General features: G+C 59.1%; 15 protein-coding genes. 4 read left to right on the top strand and 11 right to left on the bottom strand.

Annotated elements, in window-relative coordinates; translation table 11 throughout:
* Nucleotides 1-61: 61 nt before the first annotated feature.
* Nucleotides 62-427, bottom strand: coding sequence for a TIGR01244 family sulfur transferase (locus VDP81_RS11055; protein ID WP_322996323.1), 366 nt, complete (start codon nt 425-427; stop codon nt 62-64).
* Nucleotides 427-1,257, bottom strand: coding sequence for a ChbG/HpnK family deacetylase (locus tag VDP81_RS11050; RefSeq protein WP_322996322.1), 831 nt, complete (start codon nt 1,255-1,257; stop codon nt 427-429). Before VDP81_RS11050 ends, VDP81_RS11055 begins: the two co-directional genes overlap by 1 nt.
* On the opposite strand from VDP81_RS11050, the gene VDP81_RS11045 reads away from it, so the two are divergent.
* Nucleotides 1,256-1,648 (top strand): GtrA family protein, encoded by a 393-nt coding sequence (locus tag VDP81_RS11045; protein WP_322996321.1) that lies wholly within the window; start codon nt 1,256-1,258, stop codon nt 1,646-1,648. The two genes, VDP81_RS11050 and VDP81_RS11045, sit on opposite strands and share 2 nt — an antisense overlap.
* Here the strand turns inward: VDP81_RS11045 and VDP81_RS11040 are convergent.
* A complete protein-coding gene (locus tag VDP81_RS11040; protein ID WP_323012319.1) occupies nt 1,608-3,263 on the bottom strand; it encodes a glycosyltransferase family 39 protein in 1,656 nt (551 codons plus the stop codon). The two genes, VDP81_RS11045 and VDP81_RS11040, sit on opposite strands and share 41 nt — an antisense overlap.
* Nucleotides 3,260-4,240 carry a glycosyltransferase family 2 protein gene (locus VDP81_RS11035; RefSeq protein WP_322996319.1) on the bottom strand — a complete coding sequence of 327 codons (981 nt, stop codon included), beginning with the start codon at nt 4,238-4,240 and terminating at the stop codon, nt 3,260-3,262. Before VDP81_RS11035 ends, VDP81_RS11040 begins: the two co-directional genes overlap by 4 nt.
* A gap of 172 nt (nt 4,241-4,412) precedes the next feature.
* On the opposite strand from VDP81_RS11035, the gene VDP81_RS11030 reads away from it, so the two are divergent.
* Genes VDP81_RS11030 through VDP81_RS11020 form a run of 3 tightly spaced genes read left to right on the top strand, consistent with a single transcriptional unit; the run spans nt 4,413 to nt 6,571 of the window.
* On the top strand, nt 4,413-4,835 hold the full coding sequence (locus VDP81_RS11030; RefSeq protein WP_322996318.1) for a group III truncated hemoglobin: 423 nt from the start codon (nt 4,413-4,415) through the stop codon (nt 4,833-4,835).
* Nucleotides 4,813-6,132 carry an NnrS family protein gene (locus VDP81_RS11025; RefSeq protein ID WP_322996317.1) on the top strand — a complete coding sequence of 440 codons (1,320 nt, stop codon included), beginning with the start codon at nt 4,813-4,815 and terminating at the stop codon, nt 6,130-6,132. Before VDP81_RS11030 ends, VDP81_RS11025 begins: the two co-directional genes overlap by 23 nt.
* 13 nt (nt 6,133-6,145) lie before the next feature.
* A complete protein-coding gene (locus VDP81_RS11020; RefSeq protein WP_323012318.1) occupies nt 6,146-6,571 on the top strand; it encodes an Rrf2 family transcriptional regulator in 426 nt (141 codons plus the stop codon).
* A gap of 7 nt (nt 6,572-6,578) precedes the next feature.
* On the opposite strand, the gene VDP81_RS11015 is transcribed toward VDP81_RS11020, so the two are convergent.
* From VDP81_RS11015 to serA, 7 genes are all read right to left on the bottom strand, one after another.
* The gene (locus VDP81_RS11015; protein WP_322996315.1) at nt 6,579-7,325 is read right to left on the bottom strand and encodes a peptidylprolyl isomerase; all 747 of its coding nucleotides are present in this window, start codon (nt 7,323-7,325) and stop codon (nt 6,579-6,581) included.
* Between the two features lie 74 nt (nt 7,326-7,399).
* Complete coding sequence (gene narI, locus VDP81_RS11010) at nt 7,400-8,092, bottom strand: respiratory nitrate reductase subunit gamma (protein WP_322996314.1); 693 nt, start codon at nt 8,090-8,092, stop codon at nt 7,400-7,402.
* A 10-nt stretch (nt 8,093-8,102) separates the two neighbouring features.
* Nucleotides 8,103-8,795 (bottom strand): nitrate reductase molybdenum cofactor assembly chaperone, encoded by a 693-nt coding sequence (narJ, locus tag VDP81_RS11005; protein WP_322996313.1) that lies wholly within the window; start codon nt 8,793-8,795, stop codon nt 8,103-8,105.
* An 8-nt stretch (nt 8,796-8,803) separates the two neighbouring features.
* A complete protein-coding gene (gene narH, locus VDP81_RS11000; protein WP_322996312.1) occupies nt 8,804-10,345 on the bottom strand; it encodes a nitrate reductase subunit beta in 1,542 nt (513 codons plus the stop codon).
* A gap of 12 nt (nt 10,346-10,357) precedes the next feature.
* The gene (locus tag VDP81_RS10995) at nt 10,358-14,113 is read right to left on the bottom strand and encodes a nitrate reductase subunit alpha (protein WP_323012317.1); all 3,756 of its coding nucleotides are present in this window, start codon (nt 14,111-14,113) and stop codon (nt 10,358-10,360) included.
* A gap of 115 nt (nt 14,114-14,228) precedes the next feature.
* Complete coding sequence (locus VDP81_RS10990) at nt 14,229-15,650, bottom strand: NarK family nitrate/nitrite MFS transporter (protein WP_322996310.1); 1,422 nt, start codon at nt 15,648-15,650, stop codon at nt 14,229-14,231.
* 292 nt (nt 15,651-15,942) lie between these two features.
* The gene (gene serA, locus VDP81_RS10985; protein WP_322996309.1) at nt 15,943-17,142 is read right to left on the bottom strand and encodes a phosphoglycerate dehydrogenase; all 1,200 of its coding nucleotides are present in this window, start codon (nt 17,140-17,142) and stop codon (nt 15,943-15,945) included.
* Nucleotides 17,143-17,206 lie beyond the last annotated feature (64 nt).

Here is a 17,206-nt window from a genome sequence, read left to right as displayed (position 1 = left end):
ACCCAAAAAGCGTTTCAGGAAACTTCAGCATACCTGCTGCGTCGCATAAATGACAGTCGGATCAGCCCTGGGATTGATGTGGCGCAGCATCCTGTGCTGCCTGATAGAGTTTTGTGCAGCGCGCCCCGGATCGGCAAAAGGCCAATACCGGGCTGGGCAGTTCGGCCAACAACTGGGCGAACTGAGCGACATCAGCCATGGTGATGGCGGCACCATTGACCGGCTGGTAGCGCGCCTGCAGCCCAGCCGCCTGGGCAGCCTGCAATACATCCGCTGACAAGGGCTGATCAGGGCCGCCCTCACCGTCGGGGCGATTGAGAATGACGGACTTGAAGCCCGCATCCGCCAGCGCCTGCATATCGTCGGCCTGCAACTGGGGGGCCACGGAAAAATCCGGACTGAGGGTTTGGATGGGTAGGTTGCTCATCAGGGCTCCTTGGGGGAACGCGCCCCCATCATAGTCAACTGGTACTGGGCCAGCCATTGCGTCATCTGCGCACCGGCCAGCACCGCATATTCGGCCTGGCGCTGTGACGACAATGCATCCTGGGGATCAAGCCCCAAGGCCGGATGACACATCAGCACGTCGCCATCCTGGGCTGCTGCCAGCCAACGCGCCATCCAAGCGGCATACGCCGAGACGCCACCCGTGAAATCATACACGCCCAGAAACCCAGGATTATCACAAAACCCTGATGCCTGTACTTGCCGATGCAAGGCGGCCGCCCCTAGCCCGGCAATCACCCATGCCTTGAAGCGCAGCCGCCAGGGCAGTCCCGCCATGCGTGGGCGCCCCGTATGGCGTATCCAGGGCCGCGGCCCGGCGAGCCCATCCAAGGCTTGCAGCAGCGGCGTCCGTATGCCCGGCAACTGGTGAATATGCTGGTGCCCGTCAATGTAGTCAGGCACGCGACCGGTCAGGTCTTGAAATCGTTGCAGTTGACGTTGGATATCCCTTTGCACTTGATCACACGACAGACGACGAGCATAGGCCTGTAGAATCAGTTGTCGCAACGGCAGGCACAGGCCTGGCTGTCCAAAGGACTCGGTGAGGTTCAGATGCAGACCCAACTGTAAGCCGGTCTCCAGCAGCCCCGGCATGCCCACGGCAGCCGCCGGGCCATCCACCAAGATGCTTGTGGCCGATAGGCGTCCCTGGGCTGCCAAGGCCAGGATGCCGGCATTCACCGAGGGGCTCATCCCGTAGTCATCGGCGCACACTACAATGCGGCGGTTATTCACGCAGTCAGGACTCATGTTCAGGAAACTCATTACCCAAATTGGCTGGTTTGTCATTGTAGGCTGCGCCGCTGCCGCCACACACTGGGCGGTGGCCGTGACCTGTGTGGCTCAAGCGGGCCTGCCTCCGCTACTGGCCAATGTGGCAGGCTGGCTGGTGGCTTTCTGGGTATCGTTCGTAGGACATTACCGCCTGACCTTCCGGCACCAGCACGCCTCCTTGTGGCGCTCGGCCAGTCGGTTTTTTCTGGTATCGGCGCTGGGGTTCGCGATCAACGAGGCCGCCTATGCCACCTTGTTGACCATGACCACCATCCCCTACGACATCCTGCTGGCGCTGGTCCTGATCGGCATTGCGGGCATGACATTTATTCTGGGGCGCTACTGGGCATTCCGTCGCAGCCATTGAGCACTGTCAGGGGTGGGATATGCCACAAGCCCATCTGACCAGCCTGCGCCACAGGCACCAGCCCAGCCAGCACCGGCAGCCGGTGTACCTCATCCAGCCAGGCCAGCAGCCAGGTACCAGGATGACTGGCGCCACATAGATCCGCCTGCAAGCGGGCGGCAGACCACAGACGTTGCTGCCCGGCGACCGGCGCGAAATCAGCCGCGTCGACCAGTTCGCGGCGCCAGTCGTCAATGTGCGATTGTTTGACCTGATCCCAATCCGCCACCGCAATGACAGGCTGACGCCAGTTGGCATACAGCGGCACATCATAGGCATATAGATTGAACATCACCAGTTGCTCCCCGGGCACCACCGAGCGGGCCAGGACTTGCGCCAGCGGCTTGGTGCTGTGCCGAGGAAAAACCAGTAAGGCCACCACTGCCGTCAGGCAAATCGCCACCGCGACCAGCGCATGTCGCATCAGACTGCGCGTCACCCCGGGGGCGGTCTCGGCCTCGCGTTGTTCGAAGGTCTCCTGGATGAACCAGGCCAAAGGCGGCAACAGCGCAATCACATAGCCAATGAGCTTGGACGTGGGAATGGAAAAAAACACCAACACCACCGCCAGCCAGGACAGCATCAAACCGCGCAATACACGACGATCCACCTGTTCCAGGCTATGCGCAGGCGGGACAAAATCCCCCTGCAGCGGCCCATGCAAAGTCAGCCAGCGCCACAGCTGGATCGACCAAGGCAGGGTCAGACCCAACACCACCGGCACATAAAACCAGAAGGGATGCGGATTATTGAAGCCTGTTTCCAGAAAACGCTGAAAATGCTGGTAGACGATGTAGTAATCAAAAAACCCGGGATAGCGCAGTTGCATCGCCACCATCCAGGGCAGCGTCAGCACCAGGAACAGCAGGATGCCCGGCCACCACAGCAGTCTGCCGATGGCGCGATAGCGGCGCCTGCCCAGCAACCAGAACAACAGCACGCCGCCAGGCAACACCACACCAATCAGGCCTTTGGCAAGAAACCCGGCCGCTGCCAGCCCGTACATCAACAACAAGGCTCCCCGGTCTGTTCGCGACTGTTCGCGACGAAACACGGCATCCGCCCCCGCCATCACGGTCAGGCTGATGAGCGCCGCCACCAACATGTCCAGATTTGCATAGTGGGCCGCGCCAAACAAGAAAGGCTGCACCGCCAGAATCAATACCGTGCGACGGGCAGCCGAATGCCGGGCGTAACGACGCAGGAATACATAGAAGACGGTAACCATCACTGTCGCCGATAGCACCGAAACCAAGCGACCCGCCCAGGCATTGTCGCCAAACAGCGCCAGCGATCCGGCGGTCAGCCAGTAAAACAGCGGCGGCTTATGAAAAAAGGGCAAGCCATTCAGCATGGGCGTCAGATAATCCCCGCTGGCCAGCATGGACCAGGCCACTCCCACATAGCGGCCTTCATCCGGCAGCAACAAGGCATACGTCCAGGTGGTGGCCGCCAGCCATAAAAATGTCCACAGCGCCACCCAACCCCAGGCAGTGCGGGCCTGCAGACCTGCCCAGACCACTTCAGCCGCATCCACCAGCCAACGGCCGGCTTGACGCACTCCTGAGAGCCTCATGGCTGATCCTCCGGCACCCCCATCGGCGGCTGATCACCCGTCGTCGGGCGGATCTGCTCGCGCACCAGGTAAACGGGTCGAGCCTTGACCTCGGTGAAAATACGGGCGATATATTCGCCCACCACCCCCAGCGACATGAGGTTCACACCGGCAAAGAACAGCACCACTGTAATCAAGGTCGCCCAGCCGCGCACCGGATCGCCAAATATCAAATGCGTGACGACGATATACAGGCCATAGGCAAAGGTGGCCAGCGACAGCCCTGCCCCCACCAGGCTCAGGAGCCGTAGTGGCCAGGTGGTGAAGGCCGTCAGGCCATCCACGGCGAACCGCAGCAGCTTCAGCGGCCTGAAGGTCGTGCTGCCATGGCGCCGCTGCTGGGGAATATAGGGCATGGGCTCGGCCTCGAAGCCCACCCAGGCAAACAAGCCCTTCATGAAACGATCACGTTCGGGCAGCCGCAACAAAGCATCCACCACCATCCTGTCCATCAGGCGAAAATCCCCGGCATTGAGGGGAACCTTCAGCCCATCGGACGTACGCATCAGCAAGTAGAACAGGCGGGTGCCAATGCGTTTGAAGGGACTTTCGTCCTGGCGCGTGGCGCGCACGGCATAGACCATCTGGATGCCTTCGCGCCAGCGCGCCAGCATAGCCAGTATCATTTGGGGCGGATGCTGCAGGTCGGCATCCAGGCACACCACCACATTGCCCCGGGCGGCCTCCAGGCCAGCAGTCAGGGCGGCTTCCTTGCCAAAATTCCGGGACAAACGCACATAATGAATCTGTGGATGCAGACTGCACCAATGCCGCAGCAGATCGGGCGTGCCGTCTGTGCTGCCATCATCGACAACGATGATTTCCAGGGCATCCACCTGTGTTCCCAATGTAGCCAACAAGTCGGGCAATAAAATGCCTAGATTGGCCTGTTCGTTCAGGCACGGCACGACACAGGACAAAAAAACGGTTTGGGGCATAGAAAGTAGAATCGAAACAGTAAACCCGCCGAGCCAGCCCCGACGAGATGACGCTGATCATAACTGAAGCTTGGGGCAAACCTGTACAGCCCGTCAGGTTAATTCGCTTTACGTTCAACCATAAAGATTCCTATAATAGGAACCTTTAAAATCGACGGACTGCGAGACCTGCATGGACGAGCCATTTGTCTGCACCGAAGACGAGATTGTCACCCTCGTCCACCACTTTTATCAACGGGTACGCCAGGACGATGTGCTGGGCCCGATATTCGATGCCCATATCGATGACTGGGACGAACACCTGGAACGCATGGTGCGCTTCTGGTCTTCGCTCTTGCGCCGTGCAGGCACGTACAGCGGCACCCCCATGCCGCGCCATGTGGCCCTGCCCGGCCTGGATGCTCCCATGTTCGTGCGCTGGCTGGATCTGTTTCGCCAGACACTGGCCGAATTCGATAATCCTGCCTTCGCGGCCCAGGCCCAGGATTTTGCCCAGCGCATCGCGCGCAGCCTCTGGTATGGCTACCAAATCAGCCACCAGCCCACCCAACCTGTGACGGAGTTCGACGAAAATGTCTCGTCTGTTGAACGTTGAAGAGCCTGCTGCCGCAGCGCCCGCCGGGCCTTCGATGGCAGCCTTTCTGGCCCTGGGCTTTCGCCCCCTGTATATTGCCGGCGCAAGCTGGGCCGTCATCTCGATGGCCTTGTGGATTTTTTCCCCGCAGTTACTGGGCGAACCCCTGACCCTGGTGGCCTGGCACGCTCACGAAATGCTGTGGGGCTTCATCATCACCATCGCCATCGGCTTTCTGTTGACGGCCAGCGCCACCTGGACAGGCTTCAACCCCCTGCACGGCAAGCCACTGGCGCTGCTCTGCATCCTCTGGTGCATTGCCCGAATCGGGTTTCTGGTGGGTGGCATCACTGGCTTCTGGATCGCCACGGCTGCCGAGCTGCTGTTTTTCCTGGGTTCGGCCATCGCGCTGGGACGCGTCATGCTCAAGGGCCGCAGCCGTCGCAATTATGGTTTGCCCATCCTGATTCTGGCCCTGGGCATTGCCGATCTGCTGTTTCTGCTGGCCGTTCTGGATGGCAATTACATCATCCTGATGGAGCGCTTTGATCTGGGGTTGATCGGCATGGCGACCGTGGCCCTGCTGATTGCCCGCCGCGTGGTGCCGTTTTTTGCCATGCGCATGGTGCAGGGCCTGAAAATCCCCATGCTGATGAAATCCGGTCAGGCACAAATGATCTTCAGCGCCCTGGCGCTTATCGCCGGCGTACTGGTCCAAATCACCGGCACGCCCATGACCCCCGGCAGCGGGCCGCATCTATTGCCGCTGATCATGGCGGCCAGTCTGGCCATCACCGGACTGATCAGTCTGGGCCAACTGTTTTACTGGAAACCCCTGGCAATCATCCGAAATCCCATGCTGTGGATACTTTACCTGGGCTATGCGTTCCTGGGCATCGGGCTGCTGGCGGCCGCCTGGCAGTTCAGCAACCTGTTTGATCCGGCAATCCTCGATGGTGTCCTGATTCGTACTGCCACCCACGTCCACCTGATCGGCTTGGCGGGCTTCTGCATCCTGATCATCGGCATGCTGACACGCACTGCCCTGGGTCACCTGGGCCACCCCCTGGCGCTGGACCGCAGCATGCTGGCCGGACACTGGCTGATGGTCGCTGCCGTCATCCTGCGGCTTGCCGCCCTGTGGCCTTCTTCGGCCAGCCTGCATCTGCTGCACCTGGCTGCCGTGGCCTGGATTCTGTCGCTGGGTCTGTATCTGTGGCGCTTTGTTCCGATGTTGATCCGACCACGCGCAGACCAACCCACCCCTGCCGCCACCCCTAAAAAACCTGCCGCCAGCCAGCCGGCACAGGCTCAATAGGCGGGCCACAGACATGCGCCTGACCAACATGAGCGACTACGCGGTGCGGCTGCTGATGTATCTCAGCAATCACCGCGATCGCTTATGCACCATTGCCGAAGTCGCCCGCTTTTATGGGATCTCCGAGCCGCATCTGATGAAAATCACGCACCGTCTGGCCCAGCACGGCTGGATCCGGACAGTGCGCGGTAAAAACGGCGGCATGGAACTGGCCCACGACCCCGCTGATATTTCCTTGGGTGCGCTGATCCGCGACATGGAAAACGACCTGGCCCTGGTCGAATGCATGGGGGCAGACAACCAATGCATTCTAGCCAGCCACTGCGGCCTGAAACCCGTCATCGCCGGGGCCTTGAAAGCATTCATGGACTATCTGGACGCCCACACGCTGGCAGATGTGCTGCCTCCCAGCAAAATAAAAGCCGGGCAACCTGACTAATAAAACCCTATTGCACCAGCGGAGAATCCGATCCCTGCATGGGGATGCCCTGGATCTGGGCACCGCCGACCAATTGCTGCAGATATTGATGCACGGCCCGCCGATAGCTGGACTCTTCCAGCCAGGTCGCCAGCCGTTCGTGCACGGACTCGAAGGGCAGCACATGGCCTTCGATCTTGCGGCCAGTCCGCACAATGTGAAAACCGAAACGGGTTTCGATGAGTTCGCCCCATAGCGTGTATTCAGGCATGGCAAACACGGCTTTTTCAAATTCCGGCACCATCTCACCGCGCGTGAGTTCGCCCAGTGAGCCACCTTGCGCACCCGTGGGACAGTTGGAGAACTGCCGCGCAAAATGGACAAATTGCCCCATCCCCTGGCGATGCAGCTCGGCCAGGTGCTGGTTGGCATGGGAACGCAGCTTCTGCACATCCAGTCCCGCCGTGGCCTGAAACAAAATATGCCAGACCTCAATCAGGTCACCTTCGCGAAACTCTTCGGCGTGTTGCTCGTAATATCGTCGGCAACTGGCCTCGTCAGCCTGAGGGGTGCGAACATCTTCAGCCAGCACGGCCGCCAGCAGGGCTTCATCGGTATCAGCGCGGATATCCAGATCTGCCCCTCGTTGGCGAATGAGTTCACGCAGGACCAGCTCTTGGCCCGCCGCCAAGCGCGGATTAGTATCGTGTTCGTGGTTGGGCACCTCGGCCAGAATATCGGCCTCGGTAATGGTGATGTCATTCACTGTGATCATGAAAATTCCTAGATGCAACGACTAAGCAAGCGCCGGTGCCTGTGTCGAGCAGGCACCGGATCCTCACAAGCGGATCAGCGGCGCGGACGCACCAACTGCCACGGGCGCACCAGAAAAGTAACCGCGCCAAAGCCGGACCACACGTGCACCAGTCGGGTAAACGGGAAAATGACGAACAGGGTCATGCCCAGCACCATATGGATATGGTAGACCAGCGGCACAGGAATCATATGGGCCACAGCAGCCTCCGGACGCAGAGTCACGATGGCCTGAGCCCAATCGGCCAATAGCTCCATGATGGCCCCATCGGGGTGCTGAACCGAGGTGAACAGGGTTGCCAGCCCCATGCACAGCACGAGCAAAATCCAGATTAGCGTGATCCAATCGGAGACCTTGGAATTATGCAATAAGCGGTATTCCGACCAGCGGCGATGAATCAGCAGCAATAGACCGATCAGGCACATAATACCCAGAACTGCCCCCACGATGATTGCCATCAACTGCTTGAATTCAGTGGTCACACCCAGCGCATGATACAAAGGCGCCGGCGTCAGCAGGCCCACCAGATGCGTCAAAAACAGCGAAATAATCCCGATATGGAACAGATTGCTGCCCCAGCGCAAACTACCCTGGCGCAGCATCTGGCTGGAATCGCTCTTCCAGGTATATTGCTCGCGCTCGAAGCGAATCAGGCTGCCCAAAAAGAAAACAGTCAGCGCGACATAGGGGTACACCCCGAAGAAAAACAAATTGAGTGCGTCTTTCATGATGGTCTCCTTAGGCCTGGCTACCGTTTGGGCGTTTGGCTCGCACACGGGGCGGGTGCATAACAATGGGCTGCGCACCATCGCCCGGACGACGCATCATCAGGGGTTCGGTGCCATCGGCCTGCGGACCGAAGGTAACCATGGTTTCCTCCATTTCGCCCTCGGGGGGATCGGGCAGGGCCTCGGGCTGCACGTCGGTCATGCTGCGCAGCTGGGCGAAGATGCCGGCATAAGGACTGTCGGCCTCAGTCAGCTTATCGCCCAGACGCGCCAGCACATGGATGGCATCCCCCAGCAGCTCCTGGGCCGCCGGAGGCGGGATCTGCCCCAGAAATTCGAGGAACAGCGGAACATAATCCGGCAGCTCGGTGGTGGAAGGTTCCAGGCCGTATTTGAGGTATTCGTGCTGTAGATCGACCATGGCCTGGCCCCGGTCGCGAGACTCGCCATGGACGTGCTCGAACAAGTGCAGGGAATGCGCGGCCCGCCGATCAAAGGTCGCCACGTATTCTTCCTGTAAATCGATCAGGTCATCGAATCCCCGCAAATAATCGAACAAGGGTTGAATGCCTGGACGCACCTGGGTCGGCAAGCTATCAGACAGGTCGGGCAGCGCTGCCAACCAGTCCTGCTCGGGGTAACTGAGCAGGACGGACAGGACGGAAAAGACCGGGGAGTCCTGGGGGGTGAGAGATTTTGTCATGCGTCCCCCTAGGCGGTCTTGGCCGGATCGAGAAATACCACGGTCGGCTTGCGCTTGTTGCGTGGCTTACCAAACAAGGACCCCTCGGAGGTGCCTTCCGAACAACCATTGCCAAAGGTAAAGCCGCAGCCGCCTCGGATTTCAAATGCATTTTCAGCATTTTCGCGGTGCGCCGTGGGGATGACAAAACGATCCTCGTAGTTGGCAATGGCCAGATAACGATGCATGTCCTCGACCTGATGCAGCGTCAGCCCCACTTGATCGAGAATATCGTGGCGTTCCTGGCGATCGACCGACCGCGCCCGCATAAAGGCCCGCATCGCCAACATGCGCTCCAGGGCATTGGACACCGGGGCTTCGTCGCCGGCGGTCAGGAGATTGGCCAGATAGCGCAAGGGGATGCGCAGGGACTTCACATCCGGAATCTCGCCAAAGGCGCCGATCTGCCCGCTATTGGCCGCCGACTGGATGGGCGACAGTGGCGGGACATACCAGACCATGGGCAAGGTGCGATATTCAGGATGCAGAGGAAAGGCGATCTTCCATTCGACGGCCATTTTGTAAACCGGCGAATTGCAGGCGGCATCCAGCCAGTTCTCGGGGATACCATCGGCCAGTGCCTGGCGACGGACCTCTGGGTCGAACGGGTCCAGGAACAGATCCAGTTGAGCCTGATAGAGGTCTTTTTCGTTGGGCACGCTGGCGGCGGCCTCGATGCCATCGGCGTCGTACAGCAAAACCCCCAGATAGCGAATCCGCCCGACACAGGTTTCAGAGCACACCGTGGGCATGCCTGCCTCGATCCGGGGATAACAGAAAATACACTTTTCTGATTTGCCGGATTTCCAGTTGTAGTAGATTTTCTTGTAGGGGCAGCCGGAAATGCACATGCGCCAACCACGGCACTTATCCTGGTCGATCAGGACAATGCCGTCCTCGGCGCGCTTATAGATGGAACCCGACGGACAACTGGCCACACAGGTGGGATTCAGACAGTGCTCGCACAGACGCGGCAAGTACATCATGAACGTGTTTTCAAACTGCCCGTAAATATCCTTCTGGACAGCCTCGAAGTTGTAATCCTGTGAGCGCTTGGCGAACTCGCCGCCCAGGATTTCCTCCCAGTTGGGACCCCATTCGATTTTCTCCATGCGCTTGCCGGTGATCAGCGAGCGGGGCCGGGCCACGGGCGGCGTCGTGCGCTCGGGGGCCTTTTGCAGGTAATCGTAATCGTAGGTAAAAGGCTCGTAGTAATCGTCGATCTGAGGCATGTTGGGGTTGGAGAAAATGCGGGACAGCAGTTTCAGCCTACCCCCCTGACGCGGCTCGATACGGCCATTGACCTTGCGACGCCAGCCTCCGTTCCAGCGGTCCTGGTTTTCCCAATCCTTGGGGTAACCGATGCCGGGTTTGGTTTCGACGTTGTTGAACCAGGCATACTCCATGCCCTCGCGAGACGTCCAGACGTTCTTGCAAGTAATGGAACAGGTGTGGCAGCCAATGCATTTGTCCAAATTGAGGACCATGGCGACTTGTGCGCGGATTTTCATGGGTGCGACTCCTTAAGCCTGCGACTGGGCGGACACTTCATGGGTCTCGTCCATCCAGTCAACATTTTTCATTTTGCGAACTACCACGAATTCATCACGGTTCGATCCCACGGTGCCGTAGTAGTTGAAACCGTAGGACAGTTGGGCATAACCACCAATCATGTGGGTGGGCTTAACGACTGTGCGCGTCACAGAATTATGAATACCGCCACGTTTGCCGGTGATCTCGGACCCCGGGACATTGACGATTTTTTCCTGGGCGTGATACATCATGGTCATGCCCTCGGGCACCCGCTGGCTGACCACAGCCCGGGCCACCAGAGCCCCGTTGACGTTAAAGGCCTCGATCCAGTCGTTATCCACGATGCCCGCCTTGGCTGCATCGATTTCCGACATCCAGACGATTGGCCCGCCACGGGACAGCGTCAGCATGATCAGGTTATCGGAATAGGTGGAGTGGATGCCCCATTTCTGGTGCGGCGTAATGAAGTTGAGCACCACATGGGGTTCGCCATTGCTGAACTTTTTGTCCAGCATGGGCTTGATGGTCTTGGTATCCACCGGGGGACGATAGACGCACAGGGACTCGCCAAAATCGCGCATCCAGGGGTGGTCCTGATAGAGTTCCTGGCGGCCCGTCAGGGTGCGCCATGGGATACATTCATGCACGTTGGTATAGCCCGCGCTATAGCTGACCTTGTCGGATTCAATGCCTGACCAGGTGGGCGAGGTGAGGATCTTGCGAGGTTGGGCCTGAATATCGCGGAAACGGATCTTTTCGTGTTCGCTGGACCGCACCAGGTGCGTGTGATCCCGCCCGGTGATCTTGGACAGGGCTTCCCAGGCCTTCAGCGCCACGTGACCATTGGTTTCCGGCGCCAGAGTCAGCACAGTCTCGCAGGCATCGATGTCGGTAAAGATGCGCGGCTGGCCCTGCCCCACCCCCGGTTCACGCTCGACCCGATTGAGCTGGCGCAGGAATTCGACTTCTTCCTTGGTGTCCCAGGAAATGCCCTTGCCGCCATTGCCCAGTTTTTCGGCCAGAGGCCCCAGGGTAATGAAGCGCTGGTAGACGTTTTTGTAATCGCGATCGACCACCATCATATTGGGCATGGTCTTGCCCGGAATCAGGTCGCATTCACCCTTGTGCCACTCGCGCACATCATAGGGATCGGTCAGTTCTCCCGGGGTATCGTGCTGCATGGGCTGCAGCACCAGGTCGTGGTCGGGCAGATCGGCATCGACCGCCAGCTCGGAAAACTTCTCGGCCAGGTGCTTGTAGATTTCCCAGTCGCTGCGCGATTCCCAGATCGGGTCCACGGCTGCGGACAGCGGGTGGATGAACGGGTGCATGTCCGATGTATTCAGATCGTTTTTCTCGTACCAGGTGGCGGTAGGCAGAACGACATCGGAATACAGACAGGTGGTGGACATACGGAAGTCCAGCGTCACCAGCAGATCCAGCTTGCCCTGGGGGGCATCATCGTGCCAATTGACTTCCAGCGGCTTGCCCGCACCCAGTTCGCCCAGGTCCTTGCCCTGCACGCCATGCTGGGTACCCAACAGGTGCTTAAGAAAATATTCGTGGCCCTTGCCCGATGAACCCAGAATATTGGAGCGCCAGATAAAGAGGTTGCGCGGGAAATTATCCGGATTGTCAGGGTCCTCGCAGGAGAACTTGAGCTTACCGTCGCGCAGCCCCTGGATTGTGTAATCCTTGGGGTCCATCCCGGCGGCTTGGGCATCGCGCACGATTTGCAGAGGGTTGGTCTGCAACTGCGGGGCAGTAGGCAGCCAGCCCATGCGCTCGGCGCGCACGTTCATGTCGATCAGGCTGCCCTGGTATTTAGAGGCATCGGCCAGCGGTGACAGAAGTTCGGAGACTTCGAGTTTTTCGTAGCGCCATTGATCCGAGTGTGCATAGAAAAACGAGGTGCCGTTCATGTGGCGCGGCGGGCGCAGCCAATCCAGGGCGAAGGTCAGCATGGTCCAGCCGGTCTGTGGACGCAGTTTTTCCTGGCCCACATAGTGACACCAGCCGCCCCCGGACTGCCCGACACACCCGCACATGGAGACCAGGTTGATAATGCCGCGATACGCCATGTCCATGTGGTACCAGTGGTTCAGGCCGGCCCCCAGGATGATCATGGACTTGCCCTGGGTCTTATCGGCGTTATCGGCAAACTGGCGCGCCACGGTAATGACCTGCTCACGGGGTACGCCGGTGATGCGTTCCTGCCACGCGGGGGTGTAAGGCACGTCATCGTCATAGGACGAGGCTACGTTTTCGCCCCCCAGACCACGGTCAATACCGTAGTTGGCCACGAACAGATCGAACACCGTGGCGACCAGAACCTCGCCTTCAGCCGTCTGAACGCGCTTGACCGGCAGATTGCGCAGCAGGACTTCATCGTGGTCCGTGCCCTTGAAATAATCATGGTGCACGCCGCCAAAATACGGAAAGGCCACCGGCACGACTTCGTCGTGCGCATCGATCAGGCTGAGGCGCGGATTGACATCATGGCCACGGGCGTCCTTGAGGTCCAGGTTCCATTTACCGGCGTCTTCGCCTTCTTTTTGGCCCCAGCGAAAACCGATCGAACCCTGAGGCACGATAAATTCGCCCGTATCCTGGTCGCAAGCGACCGTTTTCCATTCGGGATTGTTTTGCTGGCCCAGGCGATCGGTGAAATCAGCAGCACGCAACTTGCGATCGGGCACATAGCGGTCGCCCTGGCGCACCAGGCGCACCAGGAACGGCATGTCGGTGTACTGGCGGCAGTAGCGGTCAAAATAGGCGCTTTTTCCGGCCAGGTGGAATTCTTTCAGGACCACGTGACCCATGGCCAGGGCCAGGGCTGCATCAGTGCCCTGCTTGGGGTGCAGCCAGAGGTCGCCAAATTTTGCGCCTTCTGCGTAATCGGGGAAGACCGAGATGACCTTGGCGCCGCGATAACGGGCCTCGACCATGAAGTGTGCATCCGGCGTGCGGGTCTGGGGGACGTTGGAGCCCCACAGCATGATGAACGTGGAGTTGTACCAGTCGGCGGATTCGCTGACGTCGGTTTGTTCGCCCCAGGTCTGCGGGCTGGATGGCGGCAAGTCGCAGTACCAGTCGTAGAAACTAAGCAAAGAACCGCCCAGCAAAGACAGATAGCGGCTGCCGGAGGCATACGACACCATGGACATGGCCGGGATCGGCGAAAAGCCCGCAATGCGGTCCGGCCCGTGGCGCTTGATGGTGTGGATATTGGCGGCAGCGATGATTTCATTGACTTCGTCCCAGGTGGAACGCACAAAACCACCCAGACCACGCACGGACTTGTAGGCCTTGGACTTATCGGGGTCAGACACGATAGCGGTCCAGGCCTGCACGGCACCCATGGTCTTGCGCTGTTCGCGCCACAGGCGGGCCAGGCGTCCGCGCAGCATGGGATATTTGACGCGGTTGGCGCTGTACAGATACCAGGAGAACGTCGCCCCGCGCGGACAGCCGCGCGGTTCGTGATTAGGCATGTCGGGACGGGTGCGGGGGTAGTCGGTCTGCTGGGTTTCCCACGTGACAATGCCGCCCTTGACGTAGATTTTCCAGGAACAGGACCCCGTACAGTTCACCCCGTGCGTGGAACGCACGATCTTGTCATGCTGCCAACGGTTGCGATAGCCCTCTTCCCAGGTGCGATCCTCGTGGACCACATCGCCGTGACCATTGGAAAAGAGTTCTTTCGGACGGGAAAAATACTTCAGTCTATCGATGAAATGGCTCACGATGGTTGCTCCGTTTGAAAGAGATCAGAAAAACACTGGCTGGCGAGAAACATGGCCAAAAGCCTGCCGCGTCGTGCTGGCAGGCCCCCAGGGCAGGAGAATATGGACTGGATTTTCAGCATGGGATTTCGGCCTTGGCACGCGAGTAATACCACCAGGTGACAGCGATGGATACCGCATAAAACACCACAAAAAACATCAGGGCCGCATCTGCGCCGCCCGTCAGATCAAAAGACGTGCCAAAACTCTTGGGGATGAAAAATCCGCCATAGGCCCCCATGGCGCCACTGAACCCCAAGACTGCGGCGGACTCTTTGGCGCCTTCGGATTCAGCCTGATGCAGGCTGCCAGAGGCAGCGTGACGGCGCTTGGCCAGGGTAGTGAAAATGACAGGAATCATGGCAAAAGTGGAGCCATTGCCGATGCCGGTCAAGAAGAACAAAAACAGGAAGGCCAGCAAGAAACCGAAGAAACTGCCTGCGGAGCCCTGTCCTGGCAAAGACGCCATGACGCCCAGCACGCCCAGCACCATCCAGAAAAATGTCCAGAAAGTCACCCGGGCCCCACCCAGGCGATCCGACAGCCAGCCCCCAAAGGGCCGGGCCATGGCACCCACCAACGGCCCCAGCCAGGCATATTGCAAAGGACGAATATCCGGGTAGAGGTATTTGATCAACAAGGGAAACCCGGCCGAAAAGCCAATGAACGAGCCAAAGGTACCCAGGTAGAGAAAACACATGATCCAATTGTGCTTGCGCTGGAAGATGACGGCCTGCTCGCGAAACGAGGCCCTGGCATCGGCAATATCGTGCATGCCTACCCAAGCCAGCATGGACACGATGATGATGAACGGTGCCCAGATAAAGGCCGCGTTCTGTGCCCAGACCTCTGTCGGGCCGCCGTGGGCGCCCGACAGGCTGGCAATCTGAGGATCACCGGCCCAAGGCCCCAGGATGCCCATGGTAATGACCAGAGGCGCCAGAAACTGCACCGAAGACACCCCGAGATTCCCAAGCCCCGCATTCAAACCCAGGGCCGAGCCCTTGCGCTCTTTGGGAAAGAAAAAGCTGATGTTGGACATGGAGGAAGAGAAATTACCCCCACCCAGACCGCACAGCAAGGCCAGCATCAGCATGGTGGAATACGGTGTGGATGGGTTTTGCACCGCCAGCCCCACGCCTATGGTGGGCAGCAGCAGGCTGGCGGTGGTCAGGGCGGTCCAGCGACGACCACCAAACACCGGCACCATGAAGGAATAAAAAATCCGCAGCGTCGCCCCGGACAACGCAGGCAAAGCCGCCAGCCAGAACAATTGGTTTTCTGTGTACTTGAAGCCCAGATTAGGGAGGTTGACCGCTACAACGCTCCACATTTGCCAGACAGCAAAGGCCAGGAACAGCGCAGGAATGGAAATCCAGAGATTGACATTGGCGATGGCGCTGCCTTCGTGCGCCCAAAAAGCCTTGTCTTCCGGAGTCCAGACCGTCAATAAACGGCCGCGGCGGTTTTGGGGGGCTGCATCAGGCGCAGTGCTCATCTGGGACTCCTGGCGTAAGGAATCTAGACGATAAACCCCACAACGAACAAGGGTGATGATCTGGATCAAGCCTGTTGAAAAAACAGAATCGAGCCAATTTTTATCGTTCTAGAGTCACGAGGATCAGTCTGAATTCAGCCCAGTATAAGTGCCTGACGAACGAATGACTATATTGACAGTAAGGGAAAGCGCGAAAAAATGGGGATCGGGGTTGGAAAAAACAGGGCCAGAGAAAATGGGGTCAGACACCATTTTTAGGGGAAATGGTGTCTGACCCCATTCTTTTTTCAGATCACACGCGGTCGCAGCGGATGGTGATGGGGTGGCGGCGCAGGCCTTCGACAACCTGATCGGTGACTTCGCCATCGACATCGGTAATGGCGTAGCCGATCTTGCCCCTGGTTTGCAGTTGCTGGCTGACGATATTCAGGCCGAATTCACCCATGAGATTACTGAGCGCCCCCATGGCCCCTGGGACGTTCTGGTGAATATGGATGATGCGGGCAGTGCCGGCGGGCTCGTGGTAGGAAATTTCCGGGAAATTGACCGTGCCCTTGGTGGTGCCGCTGGTGATGAAACGTTTTAGTTTTTCGGCGACTTCGCGGCCGATGTTTTCCTGAGATTCCTGGGTGCTGCCCCCGATATGCGGGGTCAGAATCACATTCTGCAGGCCACGCAACGGGCTATCCAGGGCCTCGTCGCGGCTCTTGGGTTCGGTGGGGAAGACATCGATGGCAGCGCCAGACAAGTGGCCGGATTTCAGGGCGCGTTGCAGGGCCGGGATATCGACCACTGTGCCTCGCGAAGCATTGATGAGAATGCTGCCGGGCTTCATGGCGGCAATCGCATCGGCATCGATCAGGTTCGTGGTGTCCTTGCCGCCGGGCACATGCAGGGTGACCACATCGGCCTGCCCCAGGAATCTTTGCAGCGACGTGGTGGCATGGGCATTGCCCAAAGGAAGCTTTGCCTCGATATCGTGATAAAGCACCCGCATCCCAAAGGATTCAGCCAGGATGCCCACCTGCGAACCGATATTGCCATAGCCGACAATGCCCAGGGTCTTGCCACGCGCCTCGTAAGCGCCGTCGGCGGTTTTGTCCCAGAAGCCTTCGTGCACGCGAGCATTTTTTTCGGGAATGCGGCGCAGCAACAAGATGGCCTCGCCCAGGACGAGTTCGGCCACCGAGCGGGTGTTCGAATAAGGCGCATTGAAGACCGGCACCCCGCCTAGCGCGGCAGTTTCCAGGTCGACCTGATTGGTTCCGATACAAAAGCAGCCGATGGCACGCAAATCGGGCAGACTGGACAGCACGCTTTGATCCAGGTGGGTGCGAGAGCGAATACCCACCACCTGCACACCTTGCAGCGCTTCGTGCAGGGCTGCGCCCGTCAGCGCGCCCGGATAGGTAATGACTTCGTCGAAGCCCGCAGCGATAAAGACTTCTTTGGCGCTGGCGTGGATGTTTTCGAACAGAACGATGCGTGCCATCTTGATCCTTCTCAAGCAAGTAAAAGAACCATTGTGCGGTATTTCTGACTTCCCGTCAGGGTCA

Source organism: Castellaniella sp. (assembly GCF_034675845.1).
Taxonomy (GTDB): domain Bacteria; phylum Pseudomonadota; class Gammaproteobacteria; order Burkholderiales; family Burkholderiaceae_B; genus Castellaniella.
The sequence above is the reverse complement of the archived record's forward strand: the minus strand, read 5'-3'. Positions and strand labels throughout refer to the sequence as shown.